Origin of the sequence: Fulvivirga imtechensis AK7 (assembly GCF_000331535.1) — a bacterium.
In the GTDB taxonomy this organism is placed as follows: domain Bacteria; phylum Bacteroidota; class Bacteroidia; order Cytophagales; family Cyclobacteriaceae; genus Fulvivirga; species Fulvivirga imtechensis.
Window position 1 is genome coordinate 78342 of the sequence record NZ_AMZN01000049.1, and the last position, 15408, is coordinate 93749.

Annotated in this window: 9 protein-coding genes; 4 read left to right on the forward strand and 5 right to left on the reverse strand. The window is 41.4% G+C overall.

Annotated features, from left to right (window positions below; all coding sequences use genetic code 11):
- Positions 1-3057 (reverse strand): tetratricopeptide repeat protein, encoded by a 3057-nt coding sequence (locus C900_RS14710; protein ID WP_009580791.1) that lies wholly within the window; start codon positions 3055-3057, stop codon positions 1-3.
- A gap of 209 nt (positions 3058-3266) precedes the next feature.
- Entirely contained in the window at positions 3267-4289 is a 1023-nt protein-coding gene (gene holA, locus C900_RS14715; RefSeq protein ID WP_009580792.1) for a DNA polymerase III subunit delta, read from the reverse strand.
- A 302-nt stretch (positions 4290-4591) separates the two neighbouring features.
- Here holA and C900_RS14720 point away from each other — a divergent pair, with 302 nt between their 5' ends.
- Positions 4592-5548, forward strand: coding sequence for a hypothetical protein (locus tag C900_RS14720; protein WP_009580793.1), 957 nt, complete (start codon positions 4592-4594; stop codon positions 5546-5548).
- Positions 5549-5748: 200 nt separating this feature from the next.
- On the opposite strand, the gene C900_RS14725 is transcribed toward C900_RS14720, so the two are convergent.
- Entirely contained in the window at positions 5749-6303 is a 555-nt protein-coding gene (locus C900_RS14725) for a rhomboid family intramembrane serine protease (protein WP_245558440.1), read from the reverse strand.
- Between the two features lie 12 nt (positions 6304-6315).
- Positions 6316-6780 (reverse strand): hypothetical protein, encoded by a 465-nt coding sequence (locus tag C900_RS14730; RefSeq protein WP_009580795.1) that lies wholly within the window; start codon positions 6778-6780, stop codon positions 6316-6318.
- A gap of 199 nt (positions 6781-6979) precedes the next feature.
- On the opposite strand from C900_RS14730, the gene C900_RS14735 reads away from it, so the two are divergent.
- From C900_RS14735 to C900_RS14745, 3 genes are all read left to right on the forward strand, one after another.
- Entirely contained in the window at positions 6980-8344 is a 1365-nt protein-coding gene (locus C900_RS14735; protein WP_009580796.1) for a sigma-54-dependent transcriptional regulator, read from the forward strand.
- Entirely contained in the window at positions 8344-10278 is a 1935-nt protein-coding gene (locus C900_RS14740; RefSeq protein ID WP_009580797.1) for a PAS domain-containing hybrid sensor histidine kinase/response regulator, read from the forward strand. Before C900_RS14735 ends, C900_RS14740 begins: the two co-directional genes overlap by 1 nt.
- A 130-nt stretch (positions 10279-10408) precedes the next feature.
- Complete coding sequence (locus C900_RS14745) at positions 10409-10732, forward strand: hypothetical protein (protein ID WP_009580798.1); 324 nt, start codon at positions 10409-10411, stop codon at positions 10730-10732.
- Positions 10733-11337: 605 nt separating this feature from the next.
- Here C900_RS14745 and C900_RS14750 read toward each other — a convergent pair.
- A partial coding sequence (locus C900_RS14750; protein ID WP_040496849.1) for a PKD domain-containing protein occupies positions 11338-15408 on the reverse strand: 4071 nt, incomplete at its 5' end.

The window sequence follows — 15408 nt, forward strand, 5'->3', positions numbered from 1 at the left end:
CTAATTATCAATATCTTTAATATCTATTGTTAAACTATCTGTTGTAGATAATACTTCCTCCTTTTTCTTTTTTTCCTGCTGCTCGATCTCAGTGAGTTTCGATTGTGCCTTCTTTCTGATATGCTCCAGAGGAAAGTTTTCAATAATGGATTTCAGTGTACCTTTTGCCTGAAAGAAATCACCTAAAGCCCTATAATTATCTGCAAGCAGCAGGTAGGCCTTCCCTACCCACTCTTCATATACATTAAAGCTATTGTTTAGTTCAATAAGCGCCTCAATAGATTGCTGATATTGTTTATTCTGATAAAATATCTGTCCAAGTAAAAATTGTGCCTCTGCTCCATGTTCATCCTTGGCAGTATTCAGCGTACTCAAAAACTCATCTTTAGCGGTTTCAAAATCACCCTTTGCATAAGCAGCTTTTCCGAGGTACAGAGAAGCTTTGTTTTGGGAACTGATATTCACATTTCCCCGCTCAAGAATAATATTGGCGTAATACTTTGTTGAATCATATTTACCCAACAAAAAATAAGACTCCATCAGTCCTGCCCATGCATAATACTCCTCCTTTTTGTTGTTGGCGGCATCACCAAGTTTATAATAGAAATAAGCCGCATTCTCATACCTTCCGCTACGAAATTCTATCTCAGCTATTCGATGAGTAATTCTGCTCAATTGGTCAGCCGAACCTTCTGATATCAATTGATTATATATCTCCAGAGCAGGATCAAACTCTTTCAAACGATAATGCGACTCAGCAATGTAATATTTTGCTTCAGGCACTTTTGGGTTATCAGGATAGCTCCGGATATAATCTCTAAATGAACTGATAGACTTCTTATAGTCCAGGTTAAAATATTGATTTTTTGCCGTTTCGAATTCAATACTTTCCACACCCTTCTTTTCGGGGTTAGCCTTCTTATACATGGCCAGATAACTGTCAAATTCTGATGATCGGTTTTGAAGGTTGAGCACCTCCTGCAAGGGAAGAAGCACATCAGAAGCAATGGAATGCGTAGGATATTCATCCAATATCTTTTTATAATCTGTTATCGACTTATCGTATTGCTTCATGTTGTAATATGCTGAGGCCCTTCGCATGTATGCATATGGCACAAACTGGCTCGATGGCCGTTTTGCTATTAAATTGGAAAATCCCTGAGTGGCTTCTTCATAATTTCCCTTTTCAAAATTGAGTTGCGCTTTCTGAAACAATGCATCATCTATGTAGCGTGACTTCGGATAGTTACTGACAATGTAGTCGTATTCTCCCTTAGCCCCGCTTACATTGCCCTGAATGCCCATAACTATTCCGGCCTGCAAATGAGCATAATCATTATCTGCCTTGTTTTGCTGAATAGCCTTCCTGTAGTAGTTCAAAGCATTATCATACGACTTTGTTACATAATATGTATCGGCTAACCGCAATAGCGCATCATCATAATACCCTTTGTCACTGGCTTTCTCCAATTGATTGACGTACTCCTTGAAGTGAATGAGCGCCTTATCATACGCTTTGGTATTATAGTAGGCGTATCCGAGGCCATATCGGGCCTGCAGACCGTGAGGTGAATTTTTGTAAGAGCTACCCAGTATAGCCTGGTAATGGCCAGTGGCTTCTTCATATTTTCTACCTACGGAATAGGCTTCGGCAGCCCATAAATTAGCCATGGCTGTAAACTGAGGATCAATAGGGTACTTAAGCGATTTTTTAAACAGGTCAATGGCTGCCCGGTAGTCTCCTTTATTGAAGAGTTCCGCTCCTTTTAAAAAGGTGGCTTTTTGATATACTTTTTCCATACTTCGGTTCATTGACTTCATTTTTTCAATATGATCAATGGCCAGGTTATAGTTGCTGGAATTCAGATAGGCTTCGGAAAGCAGATCGTTCACTTCATCGATATGCTCACTGGATGGATAGCTTGTAATAAACTCATTAAAACCTGTAATGGCTTCTTCTGAGCGACCAAGATCGTAGCTGATCTTGGCATACTGATAGGCTCCTTCCTCTCTCAATGATCTATTGATCTTATTTTTTCTGGCGTTATCAAAAGCAGTAAGTGCGTAGATCTTATTACCTTCTTTCAGGTACAATACTCCCAGGTAGTAAGATGCATATACTCCGATGCTGTCTCTGTCAGAGGCTGCCTGTTTCAATTGAGTGATGGCCTCCTGGTTGTTTCCCAGTCTGAAATTCGTATAGCCAATTCTATATCGTATATCAGGAGTAGGGTTTTTCATCAGACCATCATACTGCTCATAGTATTCGGCTGCTTTTTTAAAGTCCCTCTTGTTGAGGTAGGCATCTGCGGTAAGCAGGTAAAAATCTTTTTCATTAACCCGGCCTGGTCCTGACAGGATCTTGTTGCTGTAACTGATCAGATCATCATACCGCTTTTGCTTGTAATAGATATTCGCGATCATGCCGGGCACAACAGGTTTATAAGCATCATTCTCTTCAGCTCTTTGCAGGTCGGCAACAGCCTTATCATATTCGCCATTTTCATATTCGATATAACCGGCATAGTAGCTGGAAGCCGAAGCATAAGGACCAGACTGCCTTTTTAATACATTAAAATAATTCAGCGCTTCGGTAAACTCCCGCTGCGAAAAATGTGCGTAACCCAATTTAAAACGCGTCTCCTGCCTTTGCTTTTCCGTTACCAGAGACAGATCCACCCTGGAAAGGTATTTCACAGCTTTGCCATAATCCTTTTGGGCAAAATAAAAACTCCCCAATTCATAGTAAGCAACTACCGCCTTGGGGTGGCTGTTGTGGTTTCTGATAAAATGTTCTATAAGCTTTTCTCCGTCCGCATGGTATAAGCTGAGCGCGCTGAACGCTATATAATATTCTGCATCTGCTTTACGAATATCCGATCCTGATTCCGCAACATAGCGCTCGAATGTTTCTCGAGCGGCCGTATAATCAGCCTTATCAAGTAGCTCCAGACCCTTGCGGTAAAGTGTATTGTTATCGGAATGGTATAAGGTATTTTGACCCCATGAGGTAATACTGATAAAAACCAGGAGTACAAGACTATATTTTAACTGCATTTGATTTTTTATCTTTTTATTAAATGATAAAGAATGGTTCCTTCTATAAACGAATGAATAGCCGAAAGTTATTCATAGTCATTTAAAAATTACTTTCGGGCCGCTCAAAAGTAAAAAAAATGGAGGACTCTTGTATAGCGGATGAGGCAATATGGATCAGTCCGTATTTCCGTGGTTAAATTTAGTTGCAGAAAAACTGATAAAGAAGATCAGTGCAGTAATTTAAACACCAATTCCCTAAGCAACTGACCATCGCTGGCGGAAATATTATCTACACCCTTTGACTTAAGGTCAGCTTCTTTAATATGATGAATGTTGTTGATTACCTGCACAGGAGAATAATTTCTGAGTGCAAACAGATAATCTTTAACAAAATACGGGCTCACTTTTAACAAAGAGGCCAGATTCCTTTCAGACTTATCTTTAGCATGTACCGCTACCAATAGCTTGCTATAAAATGAGAAAAGAATGGCGATCACCGGAATAATGGGGTTTTTCTTTGAATTGGCCTCAAAGTAGTTAACGATTTTATTGGCCTTTACCACATCTTTGCTAATGAGCGCCTTTTGCAATTCAAATACATTGTAGTCTTTGCTGATCCCCACATATCGCTGTACAGTGGATTCGTCAATTTGTACCTTCTCCTTAAAATTGATCAGCATTTTATCCACCTCGTTGGCCAATCTTTCCAGGTCATTTCCAATGGAATCCGCAAGCATTTGAATTGCCTTTGGAGTGGCGCCAAAACCCTTCGACCTGATATATTGCTCCACCCAGGCGGGCACCTGGTTGTCATAGAGCTTTTTGGTAGTAACTGTTACAGCCTGCTTTTCAATAGTCTTACCTAGTGTCTTTCGCTTGTCCAGCGTTTTGTTTTTATAGCAGAAAACCAAAATTGTCGATGGCACCGGGTTCTGCAGGTAATCGGTTAACAGCTTCTGACCCGCTTCTTTGTTGATATCACTTATATTCTGGGCCTCTTTTACGATCACCACCTGCTTTTCCGCCATCATGGGAAAGCGCCTGGCATTAGTAAGCACTACATTCATTGCCACGTCACGCCCGTATAGTATCGTCTGATTGAATCCCTTTTCTGCATCCGAAAGCACGTTATCCTCAATGTAATCAGCTATCATATCGATATAGTATGTCTCTTCCCCTTGCAAAAAATAAACCGGGGCATACTTCTTGTTTTTAAGATCGCTTAGAACACTTTCAGGAGTAACGGCCATAAGAATAAAATATAAATGATGCAGCAAAAATAGCAGATAGATATGAAATCGGAAATCAGAGATAATGAAAATCAGAAATTGAAAAGATTAAATGGGAAAGAGGAAATCAAAAAATGGTAAAATCAAAAAGTGTTGAATAATCAACTAAAATTGTTACTGATCTTCTACACAAAATAAACTATTTCTACATACTTTCGCCCCCGCTTTTACGTATATGAAACTGAAGCACAAACCATAAATAAAATATGGTACAATTTCTGTGCATTGTAGAATGTTTAACATTAAAACTAAAATCGAAAACTATGAAAAGATTATTTAATCAGTTATCACTTTTTGCTGTTATAGGTAGTGTTGTACTACTCACCAGTTGCGGGGATGATGATGACGGAGAGACCCTTCCCAATGCTCCTACTATGACAGTTGAATTGGCTTCTAACTCAGCCGGATCCATTTCAGGCAATGTAATTACCGTTAATTCGGGCGAGAAGCTTATCTTTGATGTGGATATTACTGCACCTGGCGGGTTCAATACTTTCAGGATCGAAAGAGATGGCTCTGTTGAGTTTGAAAGGACAAGGAACCAACTGGGACTTGATTTAGGAACAACGGTTGTTCCAACAATAAGTCCTGAAATAACCTACACGGCAGAGTCAGATGTAGAGATCACGCTTGAGTTTATAGCTGTTGATGATGTAGGAACGGGACAAACTGCTGTTGAGACTTTTACTATTGAGGTTATTGCTACCCCTTCGGTAACTATCTATGAGGCATTCCTACTTGCTTCTCCTCTTGGTGATGGTTCTTCTGAAACATTTTTCTCTACGACCACAGGTGATAAATATTCAAATAGCGAGGTACTTGGTACTGGTGACGACCTTTCATCCGAAATAGACTTCGGCTATTACTATGGACAAACAAACAAAGCTACCCTAGCGGGAATAGACGCTTATCCTACAAACATTGTTGATGTGGATGCCTGGGATAACCAGAATATCACCTTGTTTAGAACAACAACCATGACAGGAGCTGAGTTTGATGCTATCACTGAATTTGACAGTGATGATATCTCTGCAGAATATGAAGTTGGAACAGCCGAAGCTGGATCAAAAACCAATTTAAGTGCTGGTACGGTGCTTGCATTTAAAACAGATGCGACAAAAACAGGTGGCAGCAAGTTCGGCCTGCTCAAAGTTGTATCAATTGTCGGTACAGATGGACAGGGCGATGGTATTAATATTGAGGTGAAGGTTAATAAATAAACCACCAAATAAAAAGTTAAGGAGGCCGTCTTAAAAAGAACCAACGCGTCACTCCAAGTTTGATTTGGGATCCCTACAATGTGTAGAAACTAATCCGGGGGATCCTGAATCAAGTTCAGGATGACGTCAGAAGTAGACTTTTAAGACCGCCTCTTCTTTTTTATGATAGTACAAAACCATTTTTGTGAGCTTACCAATGCTTAAATCCTCTTTCTCCTAAATTGAACAGCAGTAACCATCCCCACAACACCCCCAGCCAGATGTGACTCCCATGAAATATTAGAGTTAGCGGGAAGTATACCATAAAAAATAGATCCGTAAAGCAGCAATACTATCACGGAGATGATCAGCGAAAGAAAATCTCTCCTAAAAAAGCCAAAAAAAATGAGAAATGATGCTAGTCCGTATACTAATCCGCTGGCGCCAATGTGCAGGTATGGTCGTGCAAAAAACCACACTAACAGGTTGGTAATAAAATAGCACCTCAGAAAAACCGCTGAAGCTATTTTATGATAGTAGAAAAACAATGTAGGTCCCAAAAACAGTAACGGAACCGTGTTGGAAAGAAGGTGAACCGGGTTGGCATGTATCAGCGGAGCCGTGACAATGCCTATGGCGCCAATAATACTACGTGGAAAAATGCCAAATATAGCTAAGTCGTACCCATACAGGAAGTCAACTGCAAATGCCAGCCACATGAGAAATACAAGCCGGATGGGAACTACAGCACTTCCTATAAGCGTACGACTACTCAAATGATTGAAATTTTATACCCCCGGGTCTTTGATCATCTGCAGCCCAATTAACTTAGACTCTTCATACCCCACAGCCATATAGCCCAGCAGGCCTCCTGATGCCTCGGCTATCTTTTTGGCCATGTCTTTGATACTTTCATAAAATTCAATAGCAAACTTCCTATCCACCTTTGGCAGAATGTGATTCACTCTCTCCAGCTCAGATATGATCATAGGGTTCCTCTCCTTTGCGTTTACAGGATACTGCTGGATCATCACCTTCATTTTATCTTCAAAGTCTTTACCAGCCTCTCGGTAATAGTCGATTAAACCTTCCCTAGCTTTTGATTGTTTGATCTTCGACAAAGTTACTGCCTGCCTTATTTCAGATTTATCAATCTCGTTGTCAGCCCCTGCTATTAGTATAGACACCAGCACAGGCACCTTGTACATGGTTTCCACCTCATCTTGAGACAGGTTTTTAAATTCTTCAATCATACATTAGTTCTTTTAAGAAAGCCAAACTTTAGTTACAATAGTTAAAACCAATCTGGTTTATTTTCCAAAATAGTTGAAGCACGAGATTAAATCAAAGCCTGACCAGAATATTTTTTTCAAACTATTAAAAATGAACCTTTCTTTATAATAAATTACTTATATTATATTTAGGGAAAAACCAACTTAAACTCTGATAAGAATGTACGAACAGGAACCGGTGAAAATATTTATTGTAGAAGATGATCCTGCTTACTCCAAATTTTTGCAGTATGTCCTGAGTTTAAATCCTGATTTTGAGGTGTCTGTTTTTGAAACAGGTAAGGATTGTCTCGATAATCTGTATCAAAAGCCTGCAATTATAACGCTCGACTATACGCTGCCCGATATGCCGGGAGAAAAAGTACTGTCTGATATTAAAGCTTATGATGCGGATATACAGGTTATCATTATTTCAGCTCAGGAAAAGATCGGCACAGCAGTAGAGCTTCTCAAGCTGGGCGCCTACGATTATATAACCAAAGATGAGGACACCAAAAACCGGTTACTCAACACCATAAACAACGCACGCCAGAATATTTCCCTGGTAAAACAAATAGATCATTTAAAGCAAGAGATATCAGAAAAGTATGAGTTTGATAAAAGTATTGTAGGAAGTAGCGGAGCCCTGAAAAAGGTATTTGGTTTGCTGGAAAAAGCTGTAAAAACAAATATTACTGTGTCCATTACCGGTGAGACGGGCACGGGAAAAGAACTTGTTGCCAAGGCTATCCATTACAATTCAAAGCGAAAGAAAAAGCCATTTGTGGCCGTTAACATTGCCGCCATTCCATCTGAACTTATGGAAAGTGAACTTTTCGGGCACGAAAAAGGGGCTTTTACAAGCGCTAATACCAGACGCATCGGGAAATTTGAGGAAGCCGCAGAAGGCACCATATTCCTTGATGAAATTGGAGAAATGGACCTCAACCTGCAGGCCAAACTTCTGAGAGTGATCCAGGAGCGCGAGTTGACGCGCATAGGTGGGAATGACATCATCAAGCTGGATATCAGAATTATAGTTGCTACCCACAGGGATTTGGCTGAAGAGGTAAAAAAAGGCAATTTCAGAGAAGACCTTTACTACAGGTTGCTGGGGCTGCCCATTCACCTCCCTCCGCTGCGCGACAGGGGTAATGATATCATTATTCTGGCGAAGCATTTCCTGCAGGCATTTGCCAAAGATAATGATATGCCCATGCTAAAATTATCCGCAGGAGCGCAGGAAAAACTTTTGAGCTACCCCTTCCCCGGTAATGTCAGAGAGCTGAAATCTATCATAGAGCTGTCAGCGGTCATGGCTAATGACAATGAGATAATGGCCGATGACATCAGCTTCAACAGTGTATCCAAAGAAACCAATTTCCTGTTTGAGGAAATGACTCTTCGAGATTATACATTTAAGATCATACGGTACTACCTGGATAAATATGATAATAATGTCCTTCAAGTAGCAGATAAACTCGATATTGGTAAATCCACCATATATCGTTATTTAAAAGAAATGGAGGACGAACCTGTTAAATAATGAATTCTATACATACACTCTCCGATTATGTCAGCACAGGCGCATTTTATAAAGCGGTAGTTGAGGATGGCTCTGACATTATCTTTATTGTTGATTACAATGGCAAAATTCTATACCACAACCCTTCTGTGGAAGAAACGCTAGGGCATGCCCCTTCTAGCCTTATTGGTAAAACCTTTTTTGATTTCATAGAACCAGAAACGTTAAAAACCTTTCGAAAAGAGTTTGAAAAAAGCACTGCCAAGCCTTATGATGAAAGTATTGAATTTCGTTTCCTCTGTAAAGATGGGTCTTATAAATATCTTGACTTCAACTCCATTAACCTTAAACACAAAGAAGGCGTAGAGGGCCTGATACTGGACTGCAGGGATATTACCCAAAGAAAAAAGGATGCAGAAGAATTATTGAGAGCGCAAAAGGCAAAGGAGCAGTTCCTGGCTAATATGAGTCATGAGATCAGGACCCCTATCAACGGTATTGCCGGTATGGTCAACCTGTTGTCTGAATCCACCAGCGAGGAAGATAGAACCAACTATCTTAATGCCATCAAAAATTCAACAGAAAACCTCAAGGTGATCATCAATGATATCCTGGACCTTTCAGTGATCGAATCAGGAAAGTTAAAACTGGAGAAAATCGGTTTTAACATCAAATATCAGCTTGGCGCTGTAATAGATACCTTTCACTTTCAATGTAAAGAAAAAGGAATTGAGCTCAACTACAGTATTGCCCCCGAAGCAGATACCGTTTTACTGGGTGACCCCGTACGGCTGAATCAGATATTGATCAACCTGATTAGCAATGCAGTCAAATTTACTCACATTGGTGAGATCAGAGTTACAGCAGAACTGGATCATAAAGAAGGGAAAACCCATTTCATAAAGTTTACGGTGAGCGATACAGGTGTGGGTGTGCCTAAGGAAAAAGTAAATCGCATCTTTGAGAGCTTCACTCAGGCAGATGAAAGCGTGACAAGAAGGTATGGAGGAACAGGGCTGGGTCTTTCAATTGTAAAACAACTGGTTGAGCTGCAGGAAGGACAAATTGAAGTACTGAGCGAAGAAAGTAAAGGCACTACATTTGTTTTCACCATCCCTTATGAAACCGGTAAGATCAAAGACCTGATCCAGCCTACATCTTCCAAAGCAAAAACTACTCCTCCTCACTCATTTAAGGGACTGAAAGTACTTTTGGTAGAAGACAACGACATCAATAGGTTATATGCACTCAATATTCTTAAAAAATGGCAGTGTGAAGTAGATGGAGCAGAGAATGGTTATATAGCACTGGAAAGGTTAAAAAGCCACCATTACGATATCATACTAATGGATATTCAAATGCCGGTAATGGATGGATATGAGGCCACAAAAAATATTCGTAAAGGGCTTAAAACACCAAAAAATGCCATTCCTATTATAGCCTTAACAGCCAATGCGATAAAAGGTGATAATGAAAAGTGCCTGGAGGTAGGCATGAACGATTACCTTTCAAAGCCTTTCCAACCCGAAGATCTTTATGAGGTACTTTCTAAATTCGCCAAAGAGAAGCCTTTGCAACAGGGAATGAATAACCTGGAAGCCGTTTTTGAGAAAGTAACAAACCTGGAGTACCTCAATAATGTCTGTGACGGTGATAAGGTTTTTATGCGTGATATGATTGAGACTTTTATCACCAACACTCCTTCCACAATCAATGAAATGCAGAAGTGGATCAATAAAGCAGATTGGAGGAGAGTAGGAAATCTGGCTCATAAACTAAAGCCTTCTATTACCTTCATGGGCATAGAAACATTGAAGCCTGTCATTAAAAAAATAGAAGACTACGGTCATGAAAATCTCAACACTGATGAGATACCCAAACTGGTGAATCTACTATCAGAAAAGTGTCAACTGGCTTTTAGAGAACTCCATGAGGTACTAGAAAAGGAGATGTGATTCCAAAATTGGAATCACATCCCAATATAGGACAACGCCTCTCTTTGGAATTGCATTTTCAGCGATTTTAACACGTTTTTCACAACGGCACATTTATTGGCATGGTTTAATTGAACTTAAACCGTTGGCTATGAGACAGAGAGACAGCGTTATTTTCCTGATAGATTCAGAATCGTTTGACAGGAATATGTTGGGTCTAACTCTTGAGAAGATCACCAAGTGTAAGGTCTTTAATTTTTTTAGTGTTGAAGAGTGCCTTCTTTACTGGAAATTAAAACCTAAATGGGTTATTTACGATGCTGAGGTCGACTGTAGTTTATATTCCCGATTGAAGGATAAGGTCAACCTCATTAACATCGCGAAAGATATTGCAAAGGAAGACGAAAATCATTCATTAAAAGATACTACTATTGCTCAGGCAGTCGCACAACGGATCTCACAGATCATGGACTAATTAAAATATTTGTTTGGCTTTAACTTCATCTAGTTTTTTGAAACGGCAGGCTCTTTTTAGCTTGCCGTTCTTCGTTTCTGGATTACAATATTAAACCCGGATGTAGCGAAAAACCTGTGCAGTAGGAATGAAGCTTTAAGCACCAAGAGTTATGAACTGAAAACTATTGACAGATAATCACAAACCCGGCTCCCACCATCCCGAACATAAGCTTTTGCTCTTTCACGGCCTCTTCTCTTTCTTGTCATTCCTGACGCAGCCTTTCATTTTTCGTGATTCATGACACAACACAGCCGAAGAACAGTAACCTCCCTGATCTGTAACATGCCTACAAGGTCAGGCTTTTGTCTCTGTTCGGGGAAATGCTGAATATTTTCTCCGTTGCTCTACGAAAATTCCAGGATGACGTGGTACTTTGGGGTTGTCATTATCATCAAAATCAACTAAAAAGTTTTGGATGCCTCCCAGAGGCAAGTTCAGGACAGGCAGGATGACTGCCCTTTTTTAAGTATTTTATATCGAACTCACACTAAACACCGGCTTCGCTTCCGGAATCCTCAATGCCCTGTGAAGCTTGCATTGCATGCAAAGTATTAGATTTGCTCTTACTGTCTGTTCATTACTGCCAGCTTTCGGTATATCAATGGCTTATCACCTGCTCCGATTACTACATAATAAATTCCATTAGGCAATTCGTTAATGTTTGTGCTAAAGGTTCCATTATTAAATTCAATATCACCAGATAGCATTGCAACACCCCGTTGGTCCACTATTTTCCAATAGTATTGTTTCAACGGATCCTGATTGATCGAAAAATGAAGCACTCCATCAGCAGGATTAGGGTAAATACTGATGTTCTTCGCCTGCGCAAACACATCTTCTTTCACTCCTGTTACAGCGCCTTCATTTTTTACCGGGGCTCTCGTATAGGTGGCACCATATATCTCTCTGCTAGTCTTATTTTGAACAAACGCTATCAATCTTAACTGATCGGGATTATAAATATTTATGTCAATATTCCACTCTCCCCTCACAGTTTTTACTGTCCCCGGAGACCAGTCGATCGAAAGCCTTTCACCTTCACCACCGAATATCAACTTTTTAAGCACATTGTGGTACGTCCTACCGTCATAAGCTATCGCTCCTTCAACCAGGGCCAAATGAATAGTTACATCTTCTGACAAAGCTGCCAAAGCAGTGACTGTAACATCAGCGGAAAGTGTTTCGGTAGCCGTTAATAGCGTATCAATTCGCACTTCAAATAAAGGATCCATTAATGACCTTCTTTCAATGTCAATTTCAGATATCTCGAAAGGATTGCCGTTAAACTGATTTCCGTCCAATACAGCCTTTGGCGCCTGAGAAACGCCGTAGAAAAGAGACCTGGCACTGGGGTCACCCGGATTATCACTATTGAACGGATCTCCTCCCGAATCCTGTATGTGATATTCAAGCAATTCAAAATCTGTAACACCAGTTTCTGCAATCTGACCAGCCTGTATCTGTTCAAAATGATCGCTAGCCTGGTTACTAATATCAATCTCGGTATCAGTGAAATGCTCAATTAGCACCGTGCGTGTTTTATTTCCGACAAACACATTATCTACAGCAAATCCGTTGAGGTTGCTGCCTTGCGGGTTGTTGGCATCACTGGCAAAGGCAATTCTTAACCTTACAAGATCTCTTTCTTCGAAAGGAATTTCATCCAGGCTAAAACGAGCAGAAACCCAACCATTTGTTTGTCCGGTCCACCCCTGATCTCCTTCATTAAAATTACCGGCCCTATCCCCTGGCCTGCTAATGATACCCTGGGCATTGTACCAGTTGATACCTTCATTAATGGTTCCTACATTTTTCCAACTTATACCTCCGTCAATGGAGTATTGAAGCACAGCTCCGTCAAAACCTTCCTGGGTATCCACCCAAATATCCATGGCCAGCATGGGTCTGGTCAAAGCGGATATATCAAAACAAGGCCCATTTATATAGGAATCTTCAGAGGCGTGATATGATCCGTTATTACCACCTGTCCACCAGGCCTTGTTACCCGGGTCATTTATAACAGAACCGTTTGGCTCACCCCATACCCAACTGGAATCACCCACCGCGCTCTCATTCGACTGTGCCACCCAGCCCCCGGCATCATTCTCAAAATCCTCTTCATAGGCGGTTTCCGGGGAAATGGTAATCACATTGAATGGCAATATAAAGACCCGTTTGGTAACAGCGTTGGTACATCCATCATTCGTTTCCACAGTCAGGGTCACATTGTAGCTTCCCACATTTTCATATTCATGGAAGGGATCTTTAAACGTACCAAATGTGCGACCTCCATGGGTTCCTGCCGGCACTATATCATCAGAAGGCCCTGAAATGATTTCACCATCTCCAAAATCCCAGCTATGGTTAATAATGGTACTGATCGATCCAGGACTTGACAGGTCGCGGAATTCTGTTGCATCACCGTTACAGATCTCCGCTTTGTCAAAATTCACATGAGGAACCTCACCCACACGCACGATCTGCGTGGTAACATCCGAACATCCCTGAGTGGTGATCACTGTCAACTTAACAGTGTAGATACCAGGTTCCTCATAGGTGTGATCAGGATTTTGTTGGTTACTAAATGTACCGTCATCAAAATCCCACGACCAACTCAATATTGAAGTGCCAAATGGTGTTGAAGGAATTGTCGAAACATCGGTGAATGTGATCTGATCCTCAATACAAGAATTGGTTACAGATATACCAGCCACTGGGCTGGCAAATATCTTCACATCATTGAACATTATCGAGGTCACATTATCCGAGTTGGTATAAGTATATTTTATTCTGTAAAGCCCCGAAGCCAAACCATTTGTCTGAATATAATATCTACCACCAGATTGTGTAATCAGTCCTGGTGTTGTACTGGTAAATGAAGTAGGATTTTGGCCCGTAGATTCATCGGGATTACCAAATAATCGCACTAAACCCTGTTCTGCGCAGACCTGTGGCCTGCCAAAATTATCAACAGTGGCGCCATCAACAGTGAAGTTAATTGATGTGGCAGCGTTTACTATCACGTCTACAACATCAGAATTTGTACACCCGGTTGATGGATTGGTATAGGTATAAACAATGGAATTGGTAGCACCATTGCTATTGGCGTTTGCCGGGTCGAAAATATTGGTACCTGCAAGCACCCCTGGCCCCGTATAGGTTCCGCCTGAAGGGAAACCTTGCATTTCAACAGGGGGATCATTTTCTGCATAAACTGCCGCCAAACCGGTTAAAGCCACTTCCGGTAGGTGATTTATAGTTATTCTTACTTTATCGGTCACGACAGGGCACGGACCTGATGCACCGGTTCCGTCAGGGTCGCTGGCTCTCAGTGTCAATACCACAAATCCGGCACTGATCTCTGCTGGTGAAGGTTGGTAAGTAGTAACGGCACTATTTATATTTCCAAATGTACCTGCCCCATCCAGCCATGTAACGTTTGTAGTTGACCCACCAAAGGAGCCATTCAAGGTAGCTATTTCATCTTCACAAATAGCAAAATCCACTCCGGCATTCACTGTGGCAGCCTGATTAACAGTAATAGTAGTCTCCATAAAATCAACCACGCACGGGCCTCCCACGCCATCGGGATCATCGGTAGTCAACCGGAACACCAGAGGGCCGTATTCGTTAGTCGCAGTAATATATGTGGCTGTTACAATATCTCCTGTCAGACTGCTGGCACTAAGGGTACCTGTTCCTCCTGATAGCAGCGACCATGTACCGGTAGATGCACCTGCCCCTATTCGCCCGCTAATTGTTATTGATGACGGCTCGCAAATGTATAACCCATCATCATCCACACTTACTACTACAGGGGCCTCATTAAAGTTTACAGTTACCTCATCACTGCTGATACATCCATTGTTGTTCTCTGTCCATCGGAAAACATAAGAGCCATAGGTATCGACCGATACTGAAGTAGTAGCACTGTTAGCATTAGTAAATGAAGTAATACCTGGTCCGCTTACCTTACTCCAAACCCCTGTACCAGTACTCGGCACAGCATTAAAGTTGAAGTTCAACCCACATACACTTCCTCCCGATCCTGCATCAGCCACCGGCTGTAAGTAGAACCTTACGGTAACATTGTTGCTGGAGCTGCATACACCATTAGTTTCTGTCCACCTGAACACATAAGTACCGTAAGCGCTCACCGATACCTCTGTAGTTGGAGCAGTTGCGTTGGCAAAGGTTGTTGTACCCGGGCCGCTGAACTTGGTCCAGACACCACTACTACCTGATACACTAGGCACAGCATCTAACCAGAAATTAAGATCGCACTCATCGTATGGTGCGGCATTGCCCCTATCGGCATCAGCTACGGGTTGTTCGTAGAAGTTCACTGTCACTTCATCAAAATCACTACAACCCCCGTTTACTTCAGTCCATCTGAATACATAAGTACCATAAGCAGAAACAGAAACAGAGGTAGCAGGATTATTTTCGTTGGTAAATGAAGGTGTTCCAGGCCCGCTAGCCTTTGTCCAGGTGCCTACACCAACACTTGGTGTAGCATTAAATGCAAAACTCAGATCGCACTCATTACCACCTGTGCCTGCATCGGCTACAGGTTGCTCGGTGAAGGTCACTGTAATATCATCGGTGCTGCTGCAGTTGCCGTTGGTCTCGGT